The sequence below is a fragment of the Halomonas terrestris genome (assembly GCF_049166755.1).
Classification (GTDB): Bacteria; Pseudomonadota; Gammaproteobacteria; order Pseudomonadales; family Halomonadaceae; genus Halomonas.
The window spans coordinates 95,908-119,457 of the sequence record NZ_JBMHFZ010000009.1 but is presented as its reverse complement, the minus strand read 5'-3'; the positions used below and the strand labels follow the sequence as shown (position 1 = coordinate 119,457).

At 63.5% G+C, this 23,550-nt stretch carries 30 protein-coding genes; 29 read left to right on the top strand and 1 reads right to left on the bottom strand.

Annotated elements, in window-relative coordinates; translation table 11 throughout:
• Positions 1–43 precede the first annotated feature (43 nt).
• The 14 genes from ACOMD9_RS11025 to ACOMD9_RS10960 all read left to right on the top strand — a co-directional run bounded on the left by ACOMD9_RS11025 (position 44) and on the right by ACOMD9_RS10960 (position 9,668).
• On the top strand, positions 44–538 hold the full coding sequence (locus ACOMD9_RS11025) for a hypothetical protein (protein WP_421414720.1): 495 nt from the start codon (positions 44–46) through the stop codon (positions 536–538).
• Positions 528–854: a hypothetical protein gene (locus tag ACOMD9_RS11020; protein ID WP_421414719.1), complete on the top strand. Its 327-nt coding sequence runs from the start codon at positions 528–530 to the stop codon at positions 852–854. Before ACOMD9_RS11025 ends, ACOMD9_RS11020 begins: the two co-directional genes overlap by 11 nt.
• A gap of 203 nt (positions 855–1,057) precedes the next feature.
• On the top strand, positions 1,058–1,213 hold the full coding sequence (locus tag ACOMD9_RS11015; protein ID WP_421414718.1) for a hypothetical protein: 156 nt from the start codon (positions 1,058–1,060) through the stop codon (positions 1,211–1,213).
• Positions 1,203–1,655, top strand: a complete 453-nt coding sequence (locus ACOMD9_RS11010; RefSeq protein WP_421414715.1) for a hypothetical protein — start codon at positions 1,203–1,205, stop codon at positions 1,653–1,655. The genes ACOMD9_RS11015 and ACOMD9_RS11010 overlap by 11 nt, the downstream gene beginning before the upstream one ends.
• 95 nt (positions 1,656–1,750) lie before the next feature.
• Entirely contained in the window at positions 1,751–2,497 is a 747-nt protein-coding gene (locus ACOMD9_RS11005; RefSeq protein ID WP_421414712.1) for a hypothetical protein, read from the top strand.
• A gap of 313 nt (positions 2,498–2,810) precedes the next feature.
• Entirely contained in the window at positions 2,811–3,206 is a 396-nt protein-coding gene (locus tag ACOMD9_RS11000) for a hypothetical protein (protein ID WP_421414710.1), read from the top strand.
• Between the two features lie 92 nt (positions 3,207–3,298).
• On the top strand, positions 3,299–3,784 hold the full coding sequence (locus tag ACOMD9_RS10995) for a DUF5983 family protein (protein ID WP_421414708.1): 486 nt from the start codon (positions 3,299–3,301) through the stop codon (positions 3,782–3,784).
• Between the two features lie 93 nt (positions 3,785–3,877).
• Positions 3,878–4,150, top strand: a complete 273-nt coding sequence (locus ACOMD9_RS10990) for a hypothetical protein (protein ID WP_421414706.1) — start codon at positions 3,878–3,880, stop codon at positions 4,148–4,150.
• A gap of 133 nt (positions 4,151–4,283) precedes the next feature.
• Positions 4,284–5,207: a hypothetical protein gene (locus ACOMD9_RS10985; RefSeq protein WP_421414703.1), complete on the top strand. Its 924-nt coding sequence runs from the start codon at positions 4,284–4,286 to the stop codon at positions 5,205–5,207.
• A gap of 149 nt (positions 5,208–5,356) precedes the next feature.
• Complete coding sequence (locus tag ACOMD9_RS10980; protein ID WP_421414700.1) at positions 5,357–5,827, top strand: hypothetical protein; 471 nt, start codon at positions 5,357–5,359, stop codon at positions 5,825–5,827.
• Positions 5,828–5,895: 68 nt separating this feature from the next.
• A complete protein-coding gene (locus ACOMD9_RS10975; RefSeq protein ID WP_421414698.1) occupies positions 5,896–6,372 on the top strand; it encodes a hypothetical protein in 477 nt (158 codons plus the stop codon).
• A gap of 108 nt (positions 6,373–6,480) precedes the next feature.
• On the top strand, positions 6,481–6,954 hold the full coding sequence (locus ACOMD9_RS10970) for a hypothetical protein (RefSeq protein ID WP_421414696.1): 474 nt from the start codon (positions 6,481–6,483) through the stop codon (positions 6,952–6,954).
• 70 nt (positions 6,955–7,024) lie between these two features.
• Positions 7,025–7,483, top strand: a complete 459-nt coding sequence (locus ACOMD9_RS10965) for a hypothetical protein (protein WP_421414693.1) — start codon at positions 7,025–7,027, stop codon at positions 7,481–7,483.
• 298 nt (positions 7,484–7,781) lie between these two features.
• Positions 7,782–9,668, top strand: coding sequence for a phosphoadenosine phosphosulfate reductase domain-containing protein (locus tag ACOMD9_RS10960; protein WP_421414691.1), 1,887 nt, complete (start codon positions 7,782–7,784; stop codon positions 9,666–9,668).
• Positions 9,669–9,865: 197 nt separating this feature from the next.
• Here the strand turns inward: ACOMD9_RS10960 and ACOMD9_RS10955 are convergent, their stop codons facing one another.
• A complete protein-coding gene (locus ACOMD9_RS10955; protein WP_421414689.1) occupies positions 9,866–10,015 on the bottom strand; it encodes a hypothetical protein in 150 nt (49 codons plus the stop codon).
• Here ACOMD9_RS10955 and ACOMD9_RS10950 point away from each other — a divergent pair.
• From ACOMD9_RS10950 to ACOMD9_RS10880, 15 genes are all read left to right on the top strand, one after another.
• Positions 10,014–11,054, top strand: coding sequence for a hypothetical protein (locus tag ACOMD9_RS10950; protein ID WP_421414686.1), 1,041 nt, complete (start codon positions 10,014–10,016; stop codon positions 11,052–11,054). The two genes, ACOMD9_RS10955 and ACOMD9_RS10950, sit on opposite strands and share 2 nt — an antisense overlap.
• A 108-nt stretch (positions 11,055–11,162) precedes the next feature.
• Positions 11,163–11,450 carry a hypothetical protein gene (locus tag ACOMD9_RS10945; protein ID WP_421414685.1) on the top strand — a complete coding sequence of 96 codons (288 nt, stop codon included), beginning with the start codon at positions 11,163–11,165 and terminating at the stop codon, positions 11,448–11,450.
• A gap of 348 nt (positions 11,451–11,798) precedes the next feature.
• Positions 11,799–12,029, top strand: a complete 231-nt coding sequence (locus ACOMD9_RS10940; RefSeq protein WP_421414682.1) for a hypothetical protein — start codon at positions 11,799–11,801, stop codon at positions 12,027–12,029.
• Positions 12,030–12,292: 263 nt separating this feature from the next.
• Complete coding sequence (locus ACOMD9_RS10935; RefSeq protein ID WP_421414680.1) at positions 12,293–12,823, top strand: hypothetical protein; 531 nt, start codon at positions 12,293–12,295, stop codon at positions 12,821–12,823.
• Between the two features lie 95 nt (positions 12,824–12,918).
• Positions 12,919–13,407 carry a hypothetical protein gene (locus ACOMD9_RS10930; RefSeq protein ID WP_421414677.1) on the top strand — a complete coding sequence of 163 codons (489 nt, stop codon included), beginning with the start codon at positions 12,919–12,921 and terminating at the stop codon, positions 13,405–13,407.
• 63 nt (positions 13,408–13,470) lie between these two features.
• Positions 13,471–13,998 carry a hypothetical protein gene (locus ACOMD9_RS10925; protein WP_421414675.1) on the top strand — a complete coding sequence of 176 codons (528 nt, stop codon included), beginning with the start codon at positions 13,471–13,473 and terminating at the stop codon, positions 13,996–13,998.
• A gap of 5 nt (positions 13,999–14,003) precedes the next feature.
• Positions 14,004–14,210 carry a hypothetical protein gene (locus ACOMD9_RS10920; protein ID WP_421414673.1) on the top strand — a complete coding sequence of 69 codons (207 nt, stop codon included), beginning with the start codon at positions 14,004–14,006 and terminating at the stop codon, positions 14,208–14,210.
• Positions 14,211–14,490: 280 nt separating this feature from the next.
• Positions 14,491–14,733 (top strand): hypothetical protein, encoded by a 243-nt coding sequence (locus tag ACOMD9_RS10915; RefSeq protein ID WP_421414671.1) that lies wholly within the window; start codon positions 14,491–14,493, stop codon positions 14,731–14,733.
• 104 nt (positions 14,734–14,837) lie between these two features.
• Positions 14,838–15,194: a hypothetical protein gene (locus ACOMD9_RS10910; RefSeq protein WP_421414669.1), complete on the top strand. Its 357-nt coding sequence runs from the start codon at positions 14,838–14,840 to the stop codon at positions 15,192–15,194.
• Positions 15,195–15,516: 322 nt separating this feature from the next.
• Positions 15,517–15,834: a hypothetical protein gene (locus tag ACOMD9_RS10905; protein ID WP_421414667.1), complete on the top strand. Its 318-nt coding sequence runs from the start codon at positions 15,517–15,519 to the stop codon at positions 15,832–15,834.
• 78 nt (positions 15,835–15,912) lie between these two features.
• Positions 15,913–16,167 carry a hypothetical protein gene (locus ACOMD9_RS10900; RefSeq protein ID WP_110284723.1) on the top strand — a complete coding sequence of 85 codons (255 nt, stop codon included), beginning with the start codon at positions 15,913–15,915 and terminating at the stop codon, positions 16,165–16,167.
• A 148-nt stretch (positions 16,168–16,315) separates the two neighbouring features.
• Positions 16,316–16,600, top strand: a complete 285-nt coding sequence (locus tag ACOMD9_RS10895; RefSeq protein ID WP_421414665.1) for a hypothetical protein — start codon at positions 16,316–16,318, stop codon at positions 16,598–16,600.
• 106 nt (positions 16,601–16,706) lie between these two features.
• Complete coding sequence (locus ACOMD9_RS10890) at positions 16,707–18,461, top strand: DNA cytosine methyltransferase (RefSeq protein WP_421414663.1); 1,755 nt, start codon at positions 16,707–16,709, stop codon at positions 18,459–18,461.
• 101 nt (positions 18,462–18,562) lie between these two features.
• Entirely contained in the window at positions 18,563–18,991 is a 429-nt protein-coding gene (locus ACOMD9_RS10885; RefSeq protein ID WP_421414660.1) for a hypothetical protein, read from the top strand.
• Positions 18,992–19,251: 260 nt separating this feature from the next.
• Positions 19,252–23,469: an RHS repeat-associated core domain-containing protein gene (locus ACOMD9_RS10880; RefSeq protein WP_421414659.1), complete on the top strand. Its 4,218-nt coding sequence runs from the start codon at positions 19,252–19,254 to the stop codon at positions 23,467–23,469.
• Positions 23,470–23,550: the final 81 nt, after the last annotated feature.

Sequence of the window (23,550 nt, the reverse complement as noted above, 5' to 3'; positions counted from 1 at the left end):
GTCAGGGATGGCGTGCGCCTGGCTCCTACCAAGGAGTGCAACCATGACTGCTGTGTATTTGACCGACCTCGACTGGGTAGGCATTGATGCCTTCGATCGTCCGGTGTGGAAGCGCGCATCGGACGGCCAGCATTTCTGTCTCGTCGACACGTTGCTTGATGACACGCCCCAGGCGCGTCACCAGGCAATGGAAGCGCTGATGCTCAACCCGTTCACTGAGCTCTATGCCAAGGGCGGGAAGCGGGATGGCGAGCCGTCGCATCCCGTGGACTTCCGCCACCGTCCCGCGGCGCTTCGGTGTGTCTACGCACCGCAGGGGCAGGGGATGTTCTCTGCTGGCCGGACCTATGAGCTGCATCCGCCTATCCACACCGGCGTCCAGCCTCATGATCCCCGCAACGCAGAGGTCCATGACGACCTGGGGCATCCGCGGATGATCCGGCTTGAGCCGGATTTGCCCAGAACCTTCCACACCGGAGTCTCCGCGCCCGGCGGGCGCAGCTTTGCCGTGTTGGAGGAGGTGCGCCATGACGACTAAGTGGCACTACAACGTCATCGCCAGCGCCACGGCCAAGGCGCTGGCCCACCTGCCCGCCGCGGTGGGTACCGAGACGGGGTGGCAGCCGGCGTCGAGCCTCACCAGAGCCAAGCGATCGGCCGCCAGCATTGCCCACGCCTTTGCCCAGCTTACGGGTGACATGGGGTTTGAGCCTTGCTGGCGCCGGGTCAGCCCGGATCGTTACGAAGCGTCCTCGTCGAGCGGCGAGGTACACGTGATCGTAGCGCGTGCCGGGTCCTGTGCCGGAGAAACCGACGCTACCCACGGGTTTCGCCGAGGTGTCGCCTCGAAATGAGACGGCCGAATCGGACCTGTGGCGTGACGTGACAGTGATCTCGATCGGCTTCACGCCCTTCAGGGTCACGACTAGCCAGTGGCACCCCCGCCCGGGGGTGCTATTGTCCCTTCAAGCCCTCGCGAGGGGGCTTTCCCTTCCGGGTCGGTGGGTACCGGCCCTGAGCGGAAAGCCAAGTTTCTCTCTCCCCTGGAGAGTGATCAGTGGAAGCGCTGGCCACTGTCAAAACAATCAGCATTTTCCCAACCCACTGCGGGCGCCAGCTGGCGCTTGAGCAGTTCCCCAGCCTGGCGGACGACCTTCCCGTCAGGGATGGCGTGCGCCTGGCGATTACCAAGGAGCACGACCATGGTCAATGACCCCACCACCCTCGCGTTTCTGGCGGCCGGCTTCCTCGGCAGCGAGCAGGCTGACGCTGCCGCCGAGCTTGGTTTCTCCCGGATCGATGTGGTTGAACAGCTGACCACCCTCGCCCCGGCTCTGGATGCCCTCTATGAGCAGCACGGGGAAGCCTATGAAGGCTGCTTCGCCTACGACGTGGCGGAGCCGATGGGCGGTTGGTATGCCCTCTACATGGACGAGCATGGCCAGCTTCCCAGCGAGGAGGAATTCCTCGAGGAGGGCTGCCGTTACCTCGGCCTTGAGCCACGCAGCCCGGAAGCCAAGGCGCTCGATGCCATCCAGGCAGTGCTGAGTGGCCAAGAGTGGAACCCCGATCACCTGGACGCCGTGGCAGCGATCGTCCGCGGCACTGGCCGTGAGATCAAGGACTGCGACGACACCCTGGATGATGCCGCTTAACCCCCGACCCGTTCGGGTTACCCGCCGGCTGTGCCGGCTTCGGTGGTCCCCGCCCCTGGGCGGGGGCCACTGCCCATGACCAAGGAGACATGACCATGTCCTTTTCCCAAGTGACCCTCTCGCAGGTAGAGCTTGATACCGTGCTGGCCGCCCTTCGCCTGTTCCAGGCCACACCCCGGAACCAGATCCCGGAGGCCATCATGGAGATCGCCACGGACCACAGCGCCTCGGCGCTTCACCCCGAGGAGATCGACGAGCTCTGTGAGTGCCTGAATGTCTCCCCGGAGGAGCCGGCAGGTGCAGGGCAGGGCGACTACCACCTGGTGAGCTATGGCCACGGAGAGCATGGCGAGGAAAGCCTGGCGGTAGTGGATAGCCAGCAGTTGCCGATCCTTGAAGGATTGTGCGCTGACCAGTCCATGCCGTGCGTGGTGGTAGCCGCTGGGTTGACCGTCGCGCCCGACGGCCTGGAGCGGCTCCACGCGGGGCTGGATCACGCGGTGATCCAGCTGGTCGGGATGCAGACGCTCTTCCGCTATGCCTGCGGTCGCTGTGACCACGCATGGACACAGCTGCTGACCGGCGAGCGCTGGCGCCAGCAGTGTCCCATCGAGGACTGTGAAGGTGAGGCCGTGGCGGCATCGCCCACCGATGCCGGTCTCGCGCCACCTGAGGGTGTGCGGGTCGAAGAGGTCCCCGCCTCAGGTGGTGACGGCGTTCGGTACCGCTGGGTCTCACCCTGTGGCGAGACAACGGGCCAACCCGAGCGCACCCCTCGCCAGGCGCATTACGACGCCTGGGCGTGGTTCCTCAAGGCGGATGCCTACCAGGACGTTGGTTGAGGCTGGCCGCACATTCCCGGCAGCGGTATGCTGGGGCTGTTCGATGCACGTTCAAGCTCACCCCTCGAGGTGGGCTTTCCCCAGCGGGTTGGTGCCCAAGGCGCCAGCTCGATGCGGAAAGCCAAGTTTCTCTCTCCTCTGGAGAGCGATCAGTGGAAGCGCTGGCCACTGCATAAACAATCAGCATTTTCCCTCCCGGCAACGTTCGCCTGCGTGTGAACCGAGCTTCCCTCGATGCTTCGGCATCTTCCCCTTGTGGGCCATCGCGCCCATTAGGGGTGTATGGCCCCGTGACCCCTCATGGAGCCTTCTCATGTCTCATGAATCCGCCTTCGGGCTGCAGTGCCCGAACTGTGACGCCACGGATCACTTCGAGATCACTGTCGAGGCCTTCGCCTCGGTCAGCGGTGATCAGGTCGATGATCTGACCGGTGGTGAGAACGACTGGTACCCGGCGAGCAGCATTTCCTGCCGCGCTTGTCGTCACAGTGGCCTGGTCTGCGATTTCGATGGCTCGCGTATCCCCGGGGAGGAGGTTCCTCCCTTCGGCTACGGCATCGAGTCGAACGGCAAGATGGGCCGTGACCGCCAGTGGCGCTGGTATCACCCAGCACCGCATGGCGGGCACGGCAATTGGTGTGCAACGGACATCGAGGCCTGTATCGATGCCCATGGCAACGCCGACTGGCCGTGCCGCACGACTGACTAGCGTTACCCCCAGCCGCTCACTGGCGGTTTCCCAACCCTATCGGGGCCCTCTCGCCCCCTGGGGTGATGGCCTCTCTCGCAAGGAGAAAGACCATGTCTGCTGTAAACACCAACTGCCTGGTAGGAATGGCCTGTCCGGAGTGTGGTTACACCGAGCGCTTCAAGATCATTGCGCTCACCACGGCCACCATCGCCGATGATGGCTGTGAGGACCATGCCGACTTCGAGTATGACGAAAGTGCTCGTTGTGAATGCGTCGGCTGTGGCCATGTTGCCACGGTGGGCGCCTTCTACGGCCGGCCGCCTAAGCTTGCCTTCCCCGAGGAGCAGCGCATGGCGGTGATCTCCACCGGGCATGTGACCGAAGAGGACAGCGAGGCGATACCTCGGCTGATCCGCAACGGCACCATCAACGGGATGACCCGCGAGCATGGCTGGATGATCTCTGTCAGCAGCAACGACGGCGATCTGCCCAGGCTCCACGCGATCCTGAACGCCGCTCGCGAGAGTGGCTTCCACTGGGTGCTGCTGGACTGTGACGGCGACACTGTCGATGGCCTCGAGGTCTTTGACTGGTAGCCGGGGCAGTCCCTTCCCCCCTTGGTCCACTGATCTGCTACTGCCGCCCCGTCGCCCTTCGCGGCGGCCGGGCGGCTTCCAGGAGGCATATCCATGGCTCGCTATGTGATGAATGAACACGGCCATTTCTTCGTCGTTGAGCTCAGCATCGATGAGGCAAAGCTGAGCGGCTGCGAGCTCTACGACACCTACGACGACCTGATGGACGCCGTTTGCCGGCGTCACTCGCTGAGTCGAGAGGAGGTGGAGGCGTGTGAATACGTGGTGAAGGACACGAAAGATGGCCCGGCCATCTTCGAGGATCGAGGTTTCAGCGAACCGGTGACGGGTAGCGTCGAGGCCGCGATCAGTCAGTACATCATGTGATGTCAGAAAGCCGTCGTTCGATGATCACGAGCGAAGGCGATGACCAACAGTCCCGGCGATCGGGACTTTCCCCCCGGGGGCACACCACGCCCTCGGGGGTGGTGTGCTCCTCTCTACCCGAAGGAGCAACACCATGACCAAGCCAATCGGTTTCTACGTGACCTTCCAGCGCTTCACCCCTGAGTCCATCGATATGGGCGATGCGGAGAGCCGCGGCTGGTGGGACAGCGGCAACTGGATGACCGATGACAAGCCGGAGGCACCCGCCTTCATCTTCGACCCTGCCCTCGACTTCGATGAAGACGAGCATCAGAGCGTCGATGACGCCGCGGTGCAATGGGCCGTCGACCGCCTCAAGCGGGAGGGCGCCACTCAACCGTCTTCCACGGAAGACCCGGAGTGGTGGTCCACCGAGTCAGAGGTGGAGGACTTCGGCACCGGCGCCACACTGGTTCGCAGCTTCCACTTCGAAGGGTTCACCCCGGAGCAGCAGGAGGCGATCAACCGGACGATGTTCGGACAGGACACCAAGCCGATGGCGACCCGCAAGGTCGAGATCACGCTGCGTGCCCTGACGGCCATGGAGTACACCGTTACAGTGGACGTGCCTGCAGATGCCGACGATGAGGATCTCCAGGAGATCGCTCGGGAGCTCTACAGCAACACCGATGGTGGTGAGTTCCATGACGATGAGGTGACCTGGGACGAGGGCACGCACACCTGGCAGGAGGTCGACGACGATACGTCCGAGACCCAATCCAGCGTGCTGCACCTGACCTTCCGGATCACCGTGCCAGAGCCGGTGGCGGAAGACTTCGAGACCCTGATCAACGAGGCGGACTACACGGTCAGCCACGACCTGATCGAGGGAACGGAGATCACCGAGGTGGATGAGTCGTCACAGCGTGTCATCGTGGCCGCGACCCTCCACCACACGGTAACGGAGCAGGGAGCCCAGGAGATCGCTCATGGGCTACACCACCTGTTCCAGGCCGCGGATGCGAGCCTCCAGTATGCATCGGAGCTCGTTGACGTGGACTTCCCGGCATGGGTCTGACCCTGTCCTGGTAGTGGCCTGCCAAGAGCACTACCCCATGGGGGCCTTCGGCCCCCTCAACACCTTCTGGAGGCCATCCGGCCTCTTCCCCCGGCGGGCCTACTTCCCGTCAGGGGGTGGTGCCCGCCTCATCCATGAGGAGCAGCACCATGAAGAGTGATTTCATCACTGAGCGTCAGTTCATCACCGTGACCCTGCGCAGTAATGAGTGGGCGGACATTGAACGCCTGCTGGAAAGGGGGCATGACGACCTGTCGCACTACCTCGAGCACGGTGACCCCGTCGAGGATGACATCGAGCCGGAAGCGGTTGAGGAGCTCGAGCGTCTGAGCCAGGGCAGCGTCTCCAGTGAACTGGAGCGCTGCCTGTCCGCAGCACGCCAGGGGAGCCCTTGGTCTGTGGATGATGCGGCTGCCGCAAGCAGGGAGGGGTGGAATCTCTTTCGTGCCGATGGCAGCCAGCTCGCGTCGTCCTTCTGGGACATCGAGCGCGAGGACGAGCAGGACCCTGCGGTGTTCCAAGATGACACCGAGGCCCTCAAGCACGTCATGCAACAGGCGGATGCCGGCAGCGAGCTTCATTGCCGCGCTCTCGGTCTGTACATGACCATTGCTGACTGACCACTTCCCATCGGGGCTCTCTCCCGCTGGGGAGCTGAGCCCCTTCTGACTGCAGAAGGAGATTGACCATGACCACCGACATCAGCTGGATTCGCGGTGCCAACTACGAGTTCTCGGTGCAGGCCGTTGTGGTGGAGGAGGGCGAAGCCCCCCGTCTTGCCATGGCTGGCCAGGAGGCGCCGGATGGCTGGGTGATCTATCGCCGCTTGCGCGGTGCCGAGGTTGAGGGCCGCCCGATGCTTGAGTCCCATGGCGTCCACCGTGATGAGACCCAGGCGCTGCTCAATGCCTCAGCGCTGGCGCTCGAGGAGTACCACGTCCAGGAAGCCTCACCCGAGGAAGAGGACGACGAGCATCCGCACGACGAGCGATTCCGACAGGTTGCTGCGGAGATGTACGAGGAGGAAGGAAGCCTCGAGATCGATGCCAATGCCCCGGTAAGCCGTGGTGACGATCCTGGTGCCTACGTTCAGGCGTGGGTATGGGTCGCCTACAGCGATATCCCGGATCTTGAGTTCGACGACGCCGAAGACGACGCCGCCTGACCAGGATCACTGCCGGCCGCCATGCTGGCGGCCGGTCATTCAACCCCCGCGGGGTCTCACCCCGCTGGGGGTGAGCCCTGCTTGTCTACCTGCTGAAGGAGATGAAGCATGGCCTATCGCACTTATACCGGTGTCTCCCACCATTTCGAGGTGGAAGCCATCGTGCTGGAGGGTCCCGGCAATGACGTGACCGTCGTCGATCCTGACGTCACCACGCCGACGGAGTGGGCGGTCTACCGCCGTCCCATCGAGCCGGACGCCGATGGCTTCCGTCGCGCAGAGCACTACAGTGATGCCGCCAGCAGTGAGGAAGCTAGCCGCATTGCGGCCGAGCTGGCGCTGGAGGAGCTGTCCCAGCCGGTGATTCCGCAGGTGCTGACCGAGCAAGAACGGCAGCGATACCTCCAGGCTCACGGCGCCCATTGCCCGATCTGCCAAGCCTCTGAGATCGAGAGCGGGGCGGCAGAGTTCCAGGGGCATCAGGTCGTCCAGGAGGTCTCCTGCCTCCGCTGCAAGAGTGAGTGGATCGACGAGTTCCGCTTGGACGATGTCTCGCTGCAGCGCCGTCGTGCTGCACGCTAACCCTTAAACCCTCTCGGGGCACGATCCCCGAGAGGGGATGCGTGCCCTCCCTGACTGTTGGGAGATACGCATGAAAGACATGATCTACTTCAACTGCTGTGTGGACTGGGACCCGAAGGATGTTCACGTGGATGGCGGCCTCTGCGACATGATCGATGAGGAAGTCTCCATCACGCGCCGGACGTTCCTGGCCCACGTTGACCCCACCGAGCTCCACCACGTGGAATCGGGGTTGGGTTATGCCAAGCACCATCGCCAGGGGCTGACGATGGCTGGGGACTTCCATGTCTCCTACCACCGCTCCCGGCTCCATGGCGAGTGTGTCTACTACTTCAAGCATTCGGCGATCGAGTATGTCTTCATCGATCCCGAAAGCCGCTTGAGGACCCGCTGGCTGAACCACTACGAGTGCTCCGAATGCGGCAACGAATGGAGCGACGAGTGGAGCTGCCAGTGTGATGACCGCTGTCCTGCCTGCGACACCAGCTGCTCCCCCATCGAATCCGATGACCTACGGGAAGCGGCATAGCGGGGGCAGCCATGGCCGGCCCGGGGGTGACCCCGGGCTGCACCGTGCTACGCTAGGCTTGGCTCCGCATCGCGGAGCCGGGCTTTCCCTTCCGGGTTGGCTAGCGCCAGCCTGGAACGGAAAGCCGAGTTTCTCTCCCTCTGGGAGCGAATCAGTGGAAGCGCTGGCCACTGTCAAAACAATCAGCATTTTTCCCATCCCACTGCGGGCGCCAGCTGGCGCTTGAGCAGTCCTCAGCCTGGCGGGCGTCCTTCCCGTCAGGGGCGGCGTGCGTCTGGGCTATCTGCCTGGAGGCATTATGAATACCGCAATCCATACCATTCCCACCGTGGAAATCGCCCAATGGCCGAGCGTCGATTATGCACCGCACTTCGCGGGCATCGTCGAGAAGGCTGAAGTGGCGATCCGTCGCATCGGCGAGATCATTGACGCTGGCTACACCCTGTCCGGGGCGATCAGCTTCGGTAAGGACAGCTCGGTGATCCTCGTGTTGATGATCGAGGCCATCAAGCGCCGCGTCGACGCGGGCATTCAGGTACCCACCTGCTATGTCTCGCACAGCAACACCCTCGTGGAGAATCCCGCCATGGACACCTACACGGAGGCAATGCTGGTCGAGCTGGAGGCCTACGTGCAACGCCATGGCCTGCCCGTCGAGGTGGTGAAGGTCACCCCTTCGATCACCTCGTCCTTTGCGTACAGCTCCATCGGCCGCGGCAAGCTGCCGGTGTTTGCCGGCGCGTCACGTGCCTGCTCCATCGACTGGAAGCTGCGTCCGCAGCAGAAGGCGTTGAAGCAGATCCTGGCCACCCTGCAGAACCCGGGTGATCTGGTGACCCTGCTGGGTACGCGCTTCTCGGAATCCGCGACACGTGGCAACAACATGCGTGGCCGCGGCGAGAATGCGACAGACCTGGTGCCGACAGAGGGAGGTGGCTACACCTGTTCGGTGATCGCCGAATGGGAGGTCACCGACGTCTGGGAGCTCCTGATGGCCTGTGAGGGGCGCCGCAACGGCCCCTACCGGACCTATGTGGAGGACTTCTCCTGGTGTCTTGAGCTGTACAAGGACGCCAATGAGGGGCTCTGCGCGATCATCACCGGCGACGGTGGCAATCGTGCGTCGTGCGGTAGCCGGCATGGCTGCTGGAACTGCACGTCCACTGGCGATCGTGACAAGAGCATGGAGGCGATGATCGATTCGGCGCCGGAAAAGCACGGGCACCTGGATGGGGTGAACCAGCTGCGTAACTTCCTGATCCAGACCCGCTGGGACATGTCCCGTCGGGAGATCCTGGGCAGGAAGGTGTCGGAGGCGGGGCACTTTGGCGTAGGGCCGACGAACTACTCGGCCGATATGCGCCGCGAGTTGCTGCGCTACCTGCTGACCCTGGATGTGCTCGAGGAGGAGCGTGCCGAAGCGCATGATGCGGCGATGTTCCGAGGTGACATCACGGATGGCGGCCTGGAGATGATCCAGAGCCTTCGTGGTATCACGTTCCAGCACATCACGCCCAAGCAGTTGATCGCGATCGACTTCGCCTGGAGCCTGAGCCACGGGTTCGGACATGCCTTCCCCGCACTGCGGGAATGGTATGAGATCCGTGTCCTGGGTAAGCGCTATCCCATCCCGCCGCTTGAGGCGGTGCAGAAGTCGGGGGTGCCGGCCATGTGCTGGTATCCGATCCCTGAAGGTGAGGGGCCGGCTTACGAGGAAGGCTTGCAGGATGCCTTCATTGCCGCGGCCAACCGTGAGCAGTACCCGTCACGTCCGCCCATGCGGACCATCCGGGACCGCTACCAGGGGAAGCCCCGGCAGGTCGTGTACTACGAAGAAGCCGATGAAATGGAGATCGATGCGGCGGAGGCCACGCTGTTCGTCGAGGCCTTTGACGAAGAGCGCTACCTGGTGTCGCAGTCGTTCCCAGCCTGGGACTCAGCCAAGATCTACCTGAACCATGGGCTGATTAAGCTAGGCCGGGGCAAGGCGGCTGACTACGACGAGCTGGCACGCCGGGCGCAGTATTGGTCTCGTGTGCAGCGACGTCTGGGTGGTGATGACCTGGGGGAATACCTCATGGCCAACGCCATCACCGATGCCGAGCACAAGCGCCTGCTCGAGGCGCTGGCGCCGGCGCAAGCCGAGGAGCCTCAGGGCGGGCAGGTCTACGATCTGTTCGCATGACCCTTTGCGGGGACTCTGAGTGACGGCTTTCGCGGCTGAAACGCCCTTGAAGGGTGCCACGGGGCCTGCCCCTGCTGGTATCACTTGGGTAAACTTCAACCTGTCCAGCCCCCCACCGGGGGGCTTTCCCCTGCGGGTTGCCGGTGGATCATCCAGCCTGCAGCGGAAAGCATGGTTTCTCTCCCTCCGGGAGTGAATCAGTGGAAGCGCTGGCCACTGTCAAAACAATCAGCATTTTCCCAACCCACTGCGGGCGCCAGCTGGCGCTTGAGCAGTTCCCCAGCCTGGCGGGCGACCTTCCCGTCAGGGATGGCGTGCGCCTGGCGATCACCAAGGAGCACGATCATGCAAACTACCCAACTCAACCAGGCCGCCTCCACCCGCGCTGCCGCTTCTTACCAGCTGCTGCGCATCCATGGGCCGGAGCAGGTCTCAGACGACAACCTCACCGATAGTGGCCTCACCCAGCTGACGCTGGTGGACCGCTCCCTCGAGAGTCGTCGAGGCACGCTGGCGGATCTCCAACAGCATGTCTTCCCATCCGAGGGCCATGCCATTGCCTATGCGCGTGACTGGGCCATTGAAAAGCTCAGTGAGCAGACCGCCGGGGACGACCTGGTGGCCTGCGAGATACTGCACCCCATCGTCGCTACCCTTAGCGATGTCAGCGAGGAGGACTTCCTCCGCCAGCTGTCGATGCAGAGCTCTGACGAGCCCCATGCCCTGGGCATTGAGCGCGTCATGAAGCGCCATGCAGAAGTGGCGTCGCGGGACTCGATCCTCGAGTTCATCGATGCTGCCCTGATGTTCTTGGAGGACGACCTGACCGAGGTGAGGGCAGCGATCACGCCGGTGATGGTGGCCGACACGTCGGCCGCCGATAGCCTGCCGGTTGACCCCGCCGCCGTGGCCGACTGGCTGGTGCACTGTCTCGCGCCTTCCGACTGCTTCCACCTCACCCACGAGCGGGTTGAGGCTGAGCAGCAGCTCATCGAGGCCTTCGACGAGCTGGTCTTCCAGCACATCGGCACCAGCAGAAGCGTCTCTGATGGCATCAACAACCGGGGCCTGGAGGCCCAGGTGGAGGCGCTCCTGCGCTCTGGCGTTTATGGCGAGGCCCCGCTGGGGTCGCTCGTCGCCGAGCTGTCCCAAGAGCTTGAGGGATTCCAGGCCGACGCTTCGACGTTCGATGCCTGGGTCTCAACGGCTCGTGAGACGCTGGTGCAGAGTGTGTGTGCCGACGAGGCGGATAACATGGCCAGTGTGGTCCTGAGTTCCAGCCCCGGAGAACTGCGCGGCTATGCACGCAGTGATCTCGGCCTCAGCGAGAAGTCCTACGCCGAGGTGCGTGAGATGGCCATGGATCGTGGCCTGCTCGATGGCTAAGGGCGAGAGTCCTTGCCGTGCCTACCGTTGCTCCGGCGTCATGCCGGAGCAGCGTCCAGCCCTGCGGCGGCCGTCTGGCCGCCCTGGGCTCTTCCAAGGAGCCATCACATGATGACGATGAACGAGCTCACCCCGCAGGAAGCCCATCTTCAGCGGCGTGTGAATCAGACCCTGCTGCGTCTGGTGGAGCAGGACAATCTGGATGCCCCGGCCTTTGATGCCGACCTGGCACAGTTGCAAGGGTTGATCGGCCAAACGTCAGGAGACGTGGCGGGTCAGCACTTCGGGGGCCAACAGGAGGCCTGGCGGGAGGCCACCAAGGCTGAACGCCTGGAACGTCCGAGCCGTTACCTGGATGCCGAATTCGCCGATGTCGAGGCCACGCAGCACCCGTAAGGGGCACGACGTGTGCTTCTCACGGCCATGCCATTCGGTATACTGGTTGCATGGTGAGCCCCTCTGCGAAGGGGGGCTTTCCCTTCAGGACTGGCTCGCGCCAGCCCAGAACGGAAAGCCGAGTTTCTCTCTCCTCTGGAGAGCGATCAGTGGAAGCGCTGGCCACTGTAAAAACAATCAGCATATTACCTTCCGCAGCGAGCGGCCCCGCCGTGCTCTGCGTTACCACCGGTGCGACAGCACCTTTCATGGTCGAGCGTGTCCCTACGCGAGACCTGAACCTCAGCCTTCACGGGAAGACATCTTCCCGGCGGGGGTGTCCTTCCTGTGATTCACCAGGAGGGCACCATGGGCATGAAGCGAGCTCGCGAGCTGATGCTGCGTGCTATGCTGGATGTGGTGGATAGATCGGCTGCGACGATGTCGGCAGCCTGCTTGGTGGCGGCACTGCTGGGTACGGTCATCCGTCCCGACAAGCAGGCCACCGCCTACGCGGGATCTGTCCTGTTCTTCCTGCTGGCCTGTGCGGCAAGCACCATCAAGGCCATGCTCGACATGGATACGGAGGAGGAGTCATGAATGACCTGCTTGAGTTCCTGGTCGGCGTGTCTCCCATTCTGCTGATCATGTTCGGCACCCTGGGTGCAGGGCTCTATGTCCTGATCCGGCGCAGGAAGCACCACCACTGAATCCCCTACCACAGTGATCGGCCCAGCCGTGATCTGACCTTTCCCCTGGCGCTGAGCGCCACTCCCATCGCTCATTGAGCGATTTGACCCTGCCCGGCGGGCGTTGCCCCCGCTGGGGCGACGTGCGCTTGGGCATTACCCAAGGAGCATGTCATGACCACCACCCTTACTTCCGATCAGGCCCAGCGCATCCTCGAGATCCTCAGTGATGTCCATGATGAGCAGCAGCCTGACAACCCGGAGTATGCGGCAGAGATCGATGCCCTGTGTGCTGCTTTGCAGCCACAGACGTCGCATCTCTACACCGTCGTCTACCAGAACGAGGAGGGCTACTTCTTCGAGTTCACCGCTCGAGCGGAGAAGCACGACGACGTTCTGACGATGTTGGAGGCCCACCCCCATCTCCCGCAGGTGGAAGGTAAGCCGATCACCATCGTGGTCCACCATGCCGAGTACCTGCTCCCGACGGTGGATGCAGAGCACCCGGCCATGGTGGGCGAGCACCTCTACTACCGTGATCCCGATGACGATGCTTCCTCCGGTCTGTACCGGGTGGCCTCGGCGCCGGAGCTGGTGGAGGAGGAGCGCAGCGACGAGGAGTATGCCGGAAGCGTGATCCGGCTCGTCAATGATGCCGGTGCCGAGCTCGAGGCCTATCCCACCGAGCTGCGCCGTATCGCCTGACGCCTCTGCCTTGCCCCTTGCGGGCATTCTGAACTTTGCCCTATCGGGACACCGAGCCCGCTAGGGCAGGTGTCCCCATGTCCAGGAGACACCTCATGACTAGCCAGCCCCAAGAGCTGTACCTGATTGATGCCGATGAGTTCGACGGTACCAACATCAATCCGTTAACCCCTGATCGTCGAGTCGCCTACACCGGCTATCTCTACAACGACAAGGGGCCGAACCTGACCGTTGAGGAGTATCTGGCCCACCCCAGGACCACGGCGTTCGAATCGCCAAAGGTGGTCACCTGGGATGAGCTGGAGCCCTTGATCAAGGCGGCACACCGTCGCCTGTACACCGATAAGCCGGCACAGCCCGTCAGCGACGACACCTACGTGGAGATGCTGTCTGCCTTGCCGCCGGCGAAGATGGGTACCCGTGAGGGCATGGAGTTCTTTCTGATGTCCGAGCGTCTCACGGGGTCGATCACGGCCATGTACGCCCGCAAGGGCGAGCATTGCCTGACCAAGTCGGTCGATCTCTACGATCGCTCGACCTGGATCACACCGGCCGACTTCGCGTCGGACCACGCCGCTGCTTGACCCATCCCGCCGGGAGCCCTCTCCCGCTGGGGGGAGGCTCCCTCATCGATGAGAGAGGAAGCCATGAAGAAGCGACTGACCATTACCTACCAGGTGGCGGATGACGCCACTGGCAAGGCGCCGCACCCGGATCATGAGGAGTTCCTCGAGGAGCACGCCCAGGCGTGTCTCGCCGAGCTGATCCAGGAAGGCTACCGAGAAGGGCAGCTCTTCAACTCGCTGCGTGTGACCACGGGAGACGTGAGCGAAGAGGTGTCGCGTTGCTACAGCGCGACATGGCAGTGCCGCTACGAGGACGTCGATGATGAGATGTCCGAGGAAGGCCCTGCCGAGGTCGGCCCTGGTGACGACGAGCAACCGCTCGAGTTCAACCAGGATACCGACTACTCCCTGAAGGATGGCCATCCCAGCTGCTGGATCACAGTGCTGGATGCCGCCAGCGTCTACGTCTTGACCGATGGTGTAGCGGTTGCTGTGGAGATCTATCCGCGCAACCACGAGGACGGCCCCTCCGTTGCGGGGGCCTGCGCGACCATCGCCGAGATCGACGCTGTGGCCGATGCCACTGACGACACAACTGACCAGGAGTGATTGCCATGCCCCGTGTACTAAAGAAAGCCTTGAAGGCTGCCCGTCGGCGCTTCCGTGATTCACTGCCCTACGCCTATGCGCAGGGGTGCTGGGAGCGTGCACGCTGGGGAGACGGCTTCGGCCGCACCCACGAGACGAAGGCAAGCTGGTCTGACGCCTATGACCATGGCGCCAACCTGGCGGATCGTCTGATGTTCTGGCGGGCTGTCTAGCCTTGCCTGACGGCTCCCTCTTCTCAGGAAGAGGGGGCTTTCCCTTGCTGGCGCGAATGCCGGCAGCGGAAAGCCTGCGTCGTCATGCCCTCTAAGCGCACCACCGATCAGGTGAGGCGCGAGGTGAGGACGTAGGATGACCCTATCAGACTGGCCTTGCCGGTCTCGATGAAGGTAGCGCTGGCCTTCTCAAACAAGCAGCAGATTTTATCAACCACAAGCCGCAAGCACCGTTGTGCCCCCGGGCCGGCGTCTGCGGCATTGCCAGCAGGAGATTCCCATGACTCACGATCTCTCATTCATCGGGTTCGGTTCCCTTGATGCAGCCTTGGACTACCAGGTCGACCATGGTGGCTGGGTGTTCGATGCCCAGGATGCGGAGGAGGCCATCTGGTTTCCGCCGACCACACCGCCCACCAGGATCATGCTGCATCCCGCCACCCGGGGCTTCTCGGGTCGGTTGCTCAGTGATCCCGCTGACTCCTCGGCGTTGTCGTTCCAGCCGGCGTCCGAAGCGGCATAGCCCATCACGCTGTAATGAGCGGTCATCGTGCGATGGCCGACTGCCAACCCCCGGGGGCCATGTCCTCCGGGGCGGGCCCTGTCATGACCGAGAGGTGATCCATCATGACCGACCACGTGCTGAAGCTGGTCGAGCATCAACGCGACAGCAACCAGGAAGAACTGGAACGGGCCCTGCACCGTCTAGGGCAGCTGGAGCGCGAGCTCGATGAGGCCAGACTGCAGCATCGTCAGCATGTCGAGCCGCTCATCGAGGCCCTGAAGCCCTTCGCCACTGCCTGGGAGGGCACCAAGCCGACCCCGGACTGTACCGAGCGGGCCTATTGGCGCCGGCTTGAGCGAGCGCTTGCGGGGTTCCACTCGGTGAGGACGCCGTCAGGAGAGCGATTCGTGCTGACCGGCGAGCACCTTCGCCAGGCGGCGGATGCCCTGGAAGGCGCCGCGTTACCCGAGGTCGAATAGCCCCGGTCGTGCCTTCGGCACCAGGCCGATTCGGTGACCTTCGCACTCGACGAGAGCGTTCACGCCCTTGAAGGGTGCGACGGCCCCTTTCCCCCACCCACCTCGTGGGTATACTGACTGCAGAACCAGCCCCTTCGCGAGGGGGCTTTCCCTTACAGGTTGCCGTCGTTCAGCCTGCAGCGGAAAGCAAGGTTTCTCTCCCTCTGGGAGCGAATCAGTGGAAGCGCTGGCCACTGTCAAAACAATCAGCATTTTCCTGTACTGCCTCTGGGCGCACCTGCCCAGACGGCATGGTGCGTCCCCTGATCGATGGAGATGACCCATGTCGCACGCAGAATCCCTCGTGGATTATTCAGAAAGCTTCCAGGCGGCGCTTATTGCGCAGGGCAAGGGCAGCAACTTCCTTTCCCTGACCCGCCTCGATGAACCCTATGAGCGCTTTGACGGTAAGCGAGCCTCCTATGAACTCAACTACCGTTGGCTCAGCACTGACTGCCAGGAAGAGGATGATCAGGCTTGGGCCTGTGTCCAAGGTGCCGAGTGCACCTACTGGCAGCACAAGGAGATCACCAAGCTCCTTCGCCAGCTGAAGCGCCATGACGACGTCGACCTGTTCGAGCACTTCGACCTGTTCGGCTGATCGTTCATTCCCCCACCCCGCTGATCGGGCCACCGCGCCCGGGAGGGTAGGTGGCTCCACTCGATAAGGAGACACCTCATGACCACTGCAGTGACCCGCGTGTCGGTTCGCCACACCGGGGCCCCTAGCATCAAGCTGCAATTCCATCCCAGGGCGACCATGCCCGAGCGGTTGGAGGCGCGAGCAAGCCAGCTCGGTATCACCACCGAGCAGCTGATCCATCGCTTCATCAGCGATGGGATGCGTGACCACAGAGCCGACTTTTCACCGGCTGCGCTGGGAACCTCGATCGAGGACTTCCTGGTGCAGAACGGTGTGTTGAAGGCCGCGTGATCTCGCCTTAACCACAACTGTGCCCACTGGGCAGGAGGACGCTATGGCTAGCCCCCTCTCTGCCCTCGTGGGCGGAGTGCTGCTGGTCTGGTGGCCAGAGGACGAAAATCCTCGCCATCCAGGCCCCAAGTTCCGCCCGGGATATGTGATGGATCTCGACGTCGCCAATCGACGCGTTCGGATTGCGTATGGCACCAGCCAGCGTACCGAGTGCCAAGGCGCCGGAGAGATCGTGATCACCCATGCGGAAATGCCGACACTCAAGCTGGATACGAAGTTCTGTCTGCGGCGATCCAAGTGGATTCCGCTGGCGCCTGAGTTCCTGTCGAAGAGCCAATCTGGTGCTGACGTCGTGTACCTCGGGCCACCGCCCGTGGCACGTGCTGATGACTTCCTCAATGCGCTTGCAGAGGCGGGTCAGCTGGACGACTGACGCATGACTGAACCAGCCGGACCCTAGGGTCCGGCTTTTCCCCCTGCGGGGCCTCCACCCCGCCATGGGGCGGTTGTGGCCCTGCATTCTCTGATGGAGTAGACCCATGACCACAATCGTCAACACCAAGCTGGGCGAGACCCGCGGCAAGCGCCGCATCTACCTGGATGGCGCCAAGCTGGCGCGTGAAGGGTACCAACCTGGCGACCGGTATGACCTGGCCCTCGAGGATGCACGCGTTGTCATCAAGCTCCACGATGACGGCAAGTACATGGTCTCGAAGCGCCAGCGCAACGGCACCCTTTATCCCGTTATCGACATCACCCGCGCTGAACTGGCGGAGCTCTTCGATGGGGTGGCCATGCTGCGGGTGCTGATTGCCAAGGGCAAGATCGTTGTCACGGCCCACCACCAGGAAGGCAAGGTGGCTGAGCGGGTGGAGCGGCTGCTCTCGAAGATCAGGACCGGGGAGCCCCTGCGCGTAGCGTCGCTCTTCCACGGTGGTGGGGGCCTGGATGCGGGGCTTCACTCCGGGTTGGATCGTGTCGGCGTCGCGTCGAAGATCGGCGTTGCCGTCGAAATCGAATCAACCTACCTGAACGCGAGCCTGGAGAACAATCCCGAGCTCTGGGATGACACCTCCATCCCGATCGAGTCTCCCGTGCAGCATGTTGACCTCGGTCGAAACCCACCGCAGATGGATGTTCTGTGCGGCGGGGTGCCATGCACCGGCGCCAGCCGGAGCGGGCGTTCGAAGAACAAGCTCGAGCATGCAGAGGATCATCAAGCCGCCGGCGCGATGTTCTTTTCGTTCCTCGAGTTCATCAAGGTGCTCAACCCTGCCGTGGTGATTGGCGAGAACGTGCCGGAATATCAGAGCTCTGCCAGCATGTCCGTGATTCGCTCTGTCCTGAATGACCTGGGATATGAGGTTCAAGAGCGGGTGCTGAACGGCAATGAGTTCGGCGTTCTCGAAGATCGCAATCGCCTGTGCTTCGTGGCGATATCGAAGGGGCTGGAAGGTGCCTTTGATCTGGATGCGGTGACACCACACAGGGCCAAGGAAGCCAGCCTCGAAGATGTTCTGGAGCCATTCGAGCGCATCGCTGAGGACCGCTGGAAGTCTTTCGACTACCTGGCCGACAAGGCGAAGCGGGACGAAGCGGCTGGCAAGGGCTTCAAGCGCCAGTTGCTGACCGGCGCCGAGGCCTCCTGTGGCACCGTGGGGCGCGGCTACGCCAAGGCCCGCAGCACGGAGCCGTTCCTGGTGCATCCGCACGATAGCTCACTGTCACGTCTGTTCACTCCCCGCGAGCACGCTCGCATCAAGGGAGTGCCGGAGACGCTGATTCGTGGCCTGTCGGATACCCGAGCCCATGAGGTGCTGGGCCAATCCGTCTGCTTCCCGAAGTTCGAAGCTGTCGGCATGGCTCTGGGAAGGTCGCTGCGAGCTGCAGCCGGTCTTCCTCATGACCACCTCCTGGAGGTCGAGGTGCAGGTGCTGGACCCTGAGAACGACGGCACGATTGGTGGCGAAGACCTGGACTGGGTCCCCGCCACCCTTGATGTCCTCTCAGGACGGCTGGCGCTGGTTGGCGAGGGTCGCCACCAGGGTTGGCCGATGGCCGTCTCGCAGCATGGCGTTGAGATCCGTCTGCAAGGACAGATCTTCGCGTTGCCTGTGATCAGCGGTGGTCCCGAGCCTGAATGCCCTGGCGCCTCGGTGGGCGTCTACGATGCGGATCACATCCGTGAGCATGGCGAGTCGGTCATTACCGATCTCGCCAGCGTTCCTGCCCGGCACGTGCTGGGGAAGGGCGCTTCGTCGATCGCCGGCCAGGCCTTGTCCTGTGCTGCGTGATCTCAGCCGTCGTCCCCGAGAGGGGGCGGCGGTTTTCTTTCACCCTGTCGGGGGCCACTCCCGCCAGGGAATGCCTCGACATCCACTTTAGGAGAAATGCCATGTGGATCGAGACAGTTGTCCGCCTGCCGCCGGAAGATTCTGGTTTGCAGCACTGCATCATCCGGCTTCATAGCAGCTGGGTGGACTCGAAGCGGATCGACAAGCGTCGGTTCTTTCGGCGTGAGCCGGTGGTCATCATCAACCCGGGGACGGGGGACAAGGTGATGCGATACGTCATGGGCTCAGCAGGGTTGCCGGGAGTAGGCCGCACCTCTGTTGCACTCGACTACGACGCTGTGGATGCCCTGAATATCAAGTTCAAGGAATCCGTGCAGCTCGAAGTCCGCCGTGCTCGCATGCATGAGGTGTATCTCTGGTTCTGGAACCATCAGGATCTCAGTGTCCGCCACTCCCTGCGCCTGGGTCTGATCGGTGCTGGGCTGGGCATACTGGGTTTCTTGGTTGGCACAGTGCCCTTGCTTTTCTAGTGGCCTCGGCCACCTAACTCAACCCTCGCTGGTCGCAATGACCGGCGGGGGTTTTTCTTTTGAGCTGGCAGCTGATGAGGAGCTTGCACGGTAGATAATCCTGCACCGAAACGCCCTTGAAGGGCACGACCCGACCCGGGTCCCACCCGCTAAGGCCTCGATACTGTACAACCCCTCGGCCGGCACCTGTCCCGGTCGTGCGGTAGCCGTCCTGGAAGAAACGCACCGCCCTTACCACATCGCCTTTCGTAGGAGTGCCCATGTCTCGTTTTCCACGTCGCGCCACGCTGGCGATGCTCTTGCTGGCGCCGGTGCCGGCCATGGCCAACTGGTACATCACCGGGGTCAGCACCGAGGTTCGGGACCTGCGCTTCGCCACGCCTGAGCTCGCTCAGGACTATGTGGTGGACTACCGCTCCATCGCCGAGTCACTGACCGGCACCTACCTGAATGACTGGATCGAGGAGACGCCTTACACCGACGGCCGCCTGGAATCCCGGGTGTGCTTCCTGTACCTGGACAACAGCGGTGGGGACTACGACCCCGCCACCTGCACCGGTGAGCCCTCCACGGTCTATGAGCGGGTGGCCGAACTGCGCCCGGACACCGGGGCCATGGCGGATTCACCGTTCCTCAACCGCGATCTGGGCCGCCCCGACGACGGCCTGTGCGTCGGCAACCCGATCCACGCCGGTACCGGCAACAAGTTCGAGGCGGCGGTGGACGTGGCCACCGCCGGCGCCGAGCCGCTGGTCTTCGAGCGCGTCTACAACAGCCAGGACACTGACGGCGGCCAGGACCTGGGCCTGTGGCGCCATTCGTTCGAGCGCAGCCTCGAGGTCGACCCCGAGCGCTACGGCGACTACATGGTGGTGCTGGTGCGCCAGGACGGCCAGCGACTGGCGTTCTACCAGGCCGGCGACGCCTGGCTCCCGACCTGGCACTCGGGCGACCGGCTCATTCAGGGTGAGTCAGACGGCGGGGCGCCCCGGTGGCACTACCATCGCGCCGACGGCCACACCGAGACCTATGACGCCGCGGGCCGGCTGCTGCGCATCGAGCGCTCCAGCGGCAATGTCCTCAGCCTGAGCTACCAGGACGACCAGCTGCAGGCGGTCGACGATGCCTACGGCCGCGCCCTGACTTTCCAGTGGGCGAGTAACCAGCTGGTGGGCGTGATCGACCCCGCCGGCGAGCTCACCCAGTACGGCTACACCGGCGAGGCCCTGACCCAGGTCACCTTCCCCGACTCCACGTTCCAGCAGTACGTCTACGACGACCCACACGACCCGGCGCTGCTGACCGGCTGGATCGACGAGCGCGGCATCCGGGTCGCCACCTGGGCCTATGACGACCAGGGCAGGGCGGTGCTCAGCGAGCACGCCGACGGCGTCAACCGCACCACCCTCGACTACAGCGCCCCGGGCCAGACCGTTGTCACCAACGCCCTGGGTCACGAGCAGACCCTGACCTATGCCCGTCACAATGGCCGACTCAAGCCCGAGGCCATCGAGGGCGCCCCCTGCACCGGCTTCGACGGCGGGATTCGCAGCTTCGAGTACGACAGCCGAGGCCTCGTCTCGCGGATTACCGACGAGGAGGGCCAGCGCCGCGACTTCCAGCACAACGACCGCGGCCTCGAGACCCGTGCCCCCAATGCCCACGGCGGCACCGTGACCACCAGCTGGCACCCCGAGGTGGCCCTGCCGATCGCCATCACCGAGCCCCAGCGGGTCACCACCCTGAGCTACGACGATCGCTACCGGCTGACCAGTAGCCGGGTGGCCGAGCGCTACGGCGACGGCGAGCGCACCTGGACCTACACCTACCATCCCGACGAGGATGGGGTGCCCGGGCAGCTGGCCAGCATCGACGGCCCGCGCAGCGACGTCACCGACTTGACCACCTTCGACTACGACGGCCAGGGCAACCTGACCACCATCACCAACGCCCTGGGCCATGTCACCCAGCTCGCCGGCCATGACGCCCATGGCCGGCCCCAGAGCCTCACCGACGCCAACGGCGTCAGCTGGACCCTGGCCTACGACGATCGCCAGCGGCTCATCAGCCTCACCGGCCCGACAGGCACCACCACCTTCACCTTCGACCCCGCCGGCCTGCTGATCGGCGAGACCCTGCCCAACGGCGCCACGCTGACCCATCACTACGACGACGCCCAGCGGCGGGTGGCCACCACCGATGCCAGCGGCAATCGCCTCGAGCACGACCTCAACGCCCTGGGCGATCCCGAGCTCTCCCGCCTGCGCGATGCCCAGGACACCGTGCACTGGCAGGAAACCCGCCAGTACGGCGAGAACGGCTGGCTGCTGGCCATCACCAACGCCCTGGGCCACACCACCCAGCGTGATCATGACCGCGTGGCCAACCTGATCCGCCAGGAAGATCCCGCCGGGGATGCCTACGGTGTCGACTACGATGGCTTCCACCAGCCGACTCGGGTCACCAACCCGCTCGGCCGCCGCGCCGACCTGCGCTACGACGACGCCGGCAACCTCATCCAGGTCAGTGACTACCGGCTGCGCAGCACCAGCTACTATCACAACGGCTTCGGCGACGTGACTCGCCTGGTCAGCCCCGATAGCGGTGAGACCCGATTCACCTATGACGAAGCCGGCAACCTGGCCACCCGCACCGATGCCCTGGGCCAGGTCACCACCTACAGCCATGACGCCCTCAACCGGCTCACCCGCATCGCCACCGACGACCCGGCCGAGCCTGACGTCATCCTCGGTTACGACGATCCCGGCGCCGAATACGGCATCGGCCGTCTCACCTCGGCCACTGACGGGGCCGGGGTCACCACCTTCGACTACCACCCCAGCGGCGAGGTGAAGCGCGAGACCCGCAGCGTCGACGGCGACACCCACACCCTGAGCTACACCTACGACGGGGCAGGGCAGATCGAGACCATCACCTACCCCAGCGGGCGGGTGGTGACCTACCAGCGCGACAGCGCCGGCCGGGTGGAACAGGTCACCACCGAGAAGGACGGCACCAGCACCGTGCTCGCCAACCAGATCGATCGGGCCCCGTTCGGCCCGATCACATCGCAGACCCGCGGCAACGGCCTCACCGAGACCCGGACGCTAGATCAGGCCTACCAGGTCGACGTCATCACCGTGCCCGGCATCCTGGAGCGCGACTACGGCCACACCGTGGACGCCAACGTCGCCAGCATCGACGACCTGCTCCAGTCGGCCCGGAATCAGGCCTTCGGCTACGACGCCGCCGATCGCCTCACCGCCGCCACCGGCGGCTACGGCGCCCTGGGCTTCGAATACGACCACAACGCCAACCGCACGGCGCGGCTCAGCGACGGCCAGCGGCACAGCTACCAGGTCAACCGCAGCAACAACTGGCTGCTCGAGGCCGAAACCCAGAGCTACCAGCTCGACGCCGCCGGCAACCTCGTGCAGCGCGGCCAGGACAGCTTCGTCTACGACAGCCACCACCGGCTGACCGAGGCCACGGTGGACGGCACCACCGCCAGCTACGCGTACAACGTCTACCACCAGCGCACCAGCAAGACCGTCAACGGCACCACGACCCGGTTCTTCTACGGCCCGGACGGCGAGCTGCTGGCGGAGATCGACGGCGACAGCGGCGCCACCCTGGCCGAATATGTCTGGCTGGACGGCACCCCGCTGGCCTATCTCGCAGACGGCGAGATCTACCACATCCACGTCGATCACCTGGGCACACCCCAGGTCCTGACCGATGCCACCGGCGCCATCGCCTGGGAAGCGCACTACCGGCCCTTCGGCGACGCCATCACCAGCGGCAGCCTGACGTTCAACCTGCGCTTCCCGGGCCAGTACCACGACGCCGAGACCGGCCTGCACTACAACTGGCACCGCTACTACGACCCGCAGACCGGGCGGTACCTCACCAGCGACCCGATCGGGCTGATGGGTGGGTTGAATCCTTATCTGTATGCCGAGGCTAACCCGCTCTACTTCACTGATCCTGAGGGGTTGATGGCACCTCAGCTGATTGGTGGTGGGCTTGGGTTTGCGGTTAGTGCAGGAATGACCATATATCAAGGCGGAGATTTAAGTGATGCTTTTTTAAATGGTGTGCAGGCTGGTGCTGCTGGTTTCATTAGCGGTGGTGGGTCTGTAGCTATGGGTGTATCAGCTTCGGTATTAGCGTCTTTTTATAGGAGTAATATTGAGTGTGGTGAATCAGGCGTCTCAGCATATATAGATGCCACTGCAAGTGGAGGGTTAGCAATGCTGGGTGGGCTCGGAGGAGCAAAATTCGCAAAAATTATTATAAGACCAAAATGGAAAACTGTTGAACCCAGCCTGCCGCGCAGGGCTGTGGAGAGGATTTTTAGAATTCCTCCAAAAGAGATAGATGTAAATAAAAGATCGAGAGCTGTACTTGGTACTGTGGTCGGCGTGTCAGCTGAAAACATAGCTGCTAGTTATTACACTGGATGCTCATGTGGATGAGGGGTTGACCTTGGGGAAAGTAAAAAGATGTGGAATTCACATTATGAATGCTGGGGCTGTAATATTGGTCGTAGTTATTGT

Bases quoted from the DNA above. Each gene is read 5' to 3' on its own strand.
- ACOMD9_RS11025 (WP_421414720.1), top strand. From the start codon at position 44: ATGACTGCTGTGTATTTGACCGACCTCGACTGGGTAGGCATTGATGCC.
- ACOMD9_RS11020 (WP_421414719.1), top strand. From the start codon at position 528: ATGACGACTAAGTGGCACTACAACGTCATCGCCAGCGCCACGGCCAAG.
- ACOMD9_RS11010 (WP_421414715.1), top strand. From the start codon at position 1,203: ATGGTCAATGACCCCACCACCCTCGCGTTTCTGGCGGCCGGCTTCCTC.
- ACOMD9_RS11005 (WP_421414712.1), top strand. From the start codon at position 1,751: ATGTCCTTTTCCCAAGTGACCCTCTCGCAGGTAGAGCTTGATACCGTG.
- ACOMD9_RS11000 (WP_421414710.1), top strand. From the start codon at position 2,811: ATGTCTCATGAATCCGCCTTCGGGCTGCAGTGCCCGAACTGTGACGCC.
- ACOMD9_RS10995 (WP_421414708.1), top strand. From the start codon at position 3,299: ATGTCTGCTGTAAACACCAACTGCCTGGTAGGAATGGCCTGTCCGGAG.
- ACOMD9_RS10990 (WP_421414706.1), top strand. From the start codon at position 3,878: ATGGCTCGCTATGTGATGAATGAACACGGCCATTTCTTCGTCGTTGAG.
- ACOMD9_RS10985 (WP_421414703.1), top strand. From the start codon at position 4,284: ATGACCAAGCCAATCGGTTTCTACGTGACCTTCCAGCGCTTCACCCCT.
- ACOMD9_RS10980 (WP_421414700.1), top strand. From the start codon at position 5,357: ATGAAGAGTGATTTCATCACTGAGCGTCAGTTCATCACCGTGACCCTG.
- ACOMD9_RS10975 (WP_421414698.1), top strand. From the start codon at position 5,896: ATGACCACCGACATCAGCTGGATTCGCGGTGCCAACTACGAGTTCTCG.
- ACOMD9_RS10970 (WP_421414696.1), top strand. From the start codon at position 6,481: ATGGCCTATCGCACTTATACCGGTGTCTCCCACCATTTCGAGGTGGAA.
- ACOMD9_RS10965 (WP_421414693.1), top strand. From the start codon at position 7,025: ATGAAAGACATGATCTACTTCAACTGCTGTGTGGACTGGGACCCGAAG.
- ACOMD9_RS10960 (WP_421414691.1), top strand. From the start codon at position 7,782: ATGAATACCGCAATCCATACCATTCCCACCGTGGAAATCGCCCAATGG.
- ACOMD9_RS10950 (WP_421414686.1), top strand. From the start codon at position 10,014: ATGCAAACTACCCAACTCAACCAGGCCGCCTCCACCCGCGCTGCCGCT.
- ACOMD9_RS10955 (WP_421414689.1), bottom strand. From the start codon at position 10,015: ATGATCGTGCTCCTTGGTGATCGCCAGGCGCACGCCATCCCTGACGGG.
- ACOMD9_RS10945 (WP_421414685.1), top strand. From the start codon at position 11,163: ATGATGACGATGAACGAGCTCACCCCGCAGGAAGCCCATCTTCAGCGG.
- ACOMD9_RS10940 (WP_421414682.1), top strand. From the start codon at position 11,799: ATGGGCATGAAGCGAGCTCGCGAGCTGATGCTGCGTGCTATGCTGGAT.
- ACOMD9_RS10935 (WP_421414680.1), top strand. From the start codon at position 12,293: ATGACCACCACCCTTACTTCCGATCAGGCCCAGCGCATCCTCGAGATC.
- ACOMD9_RS10930 (WP_421414677.1), top strand. From the start codon at position 12,919: ATGACTAGCCAGCCCCAAGAGCTGTACCTGATTGATGCCGATGAGTTC.
- ACOMD9_RS10925 (WP_421414675.1), top strand. From the start codon at position 13,471: ATGAAGAAGCGACTGACCATTACCTACCAGGTGGCGGATGACGCCACT.
- ACOMD9_RS10920 (WP_421414673.1), top strand. From the start codon at position 14,004: ATGCCCCGTGTACTAAAGAAAGCCTTGAAGGCTGCCCGTCGGCGCTTC.
- ACOMD9_RS10915 (WP_421414671.1), top strand. From the start codon at position 14,491: ATGACTCACGATCTCTCATTCATCGGGTTCGGTTCCCTTGATGCAGCC.
- ACOMD9_RS10910 (WP_421414669.1), top strand. From the start codon at position 14,838: ATGACCGACCACGTGCTGAAGCTGGTCGAGCATCAACGCGACAGCAAC.
- ACOMD9_RS10905 (WP_421414667.1), top strand. From the start codon at position 15,517: ATGTCGCACGCAGAATCCCTCGTGGATTATTCAGAAAGCTTCCAGGCG.
- ACOMD9_RS10900 (WP_110284723.1), top strand. From the start codon at position 15,913: ATGACCACTGCAGTGACCCGCGTGTCGGTTCGCCACACCGGGGCCCCT.
- ACOMD9_RS10895 (WP_421414665.1), top strand. From the start codon at position 16,316: ATGGATCTCGACGTCGCCAATCGACGCGTTCGGATTGCGTATGGCACC.
- ACOMD9_RS10890 (WP_421414663.1), top strand. From the start codon at position 16,707: ATGACCACAATCGTCAACACCAAGCTGGGCGAGACCCGCGGCAAGCGC.
- ACOMD9_RS10885 (WP_421414660.1), top strand. From the start codon at position 18,563: ATGTGGATCGAGACAGTTGTCCGCCTGCCGCCGGAAGATTCTGGTTTG.
- ACOMD9_RS10880 (WP_421414659.1), top strand. From the start codon at position 19,252: ATGTCTCGTTTTCCACGTCGCGCCACGCTGGCGATGCTCTTGCTGGCG.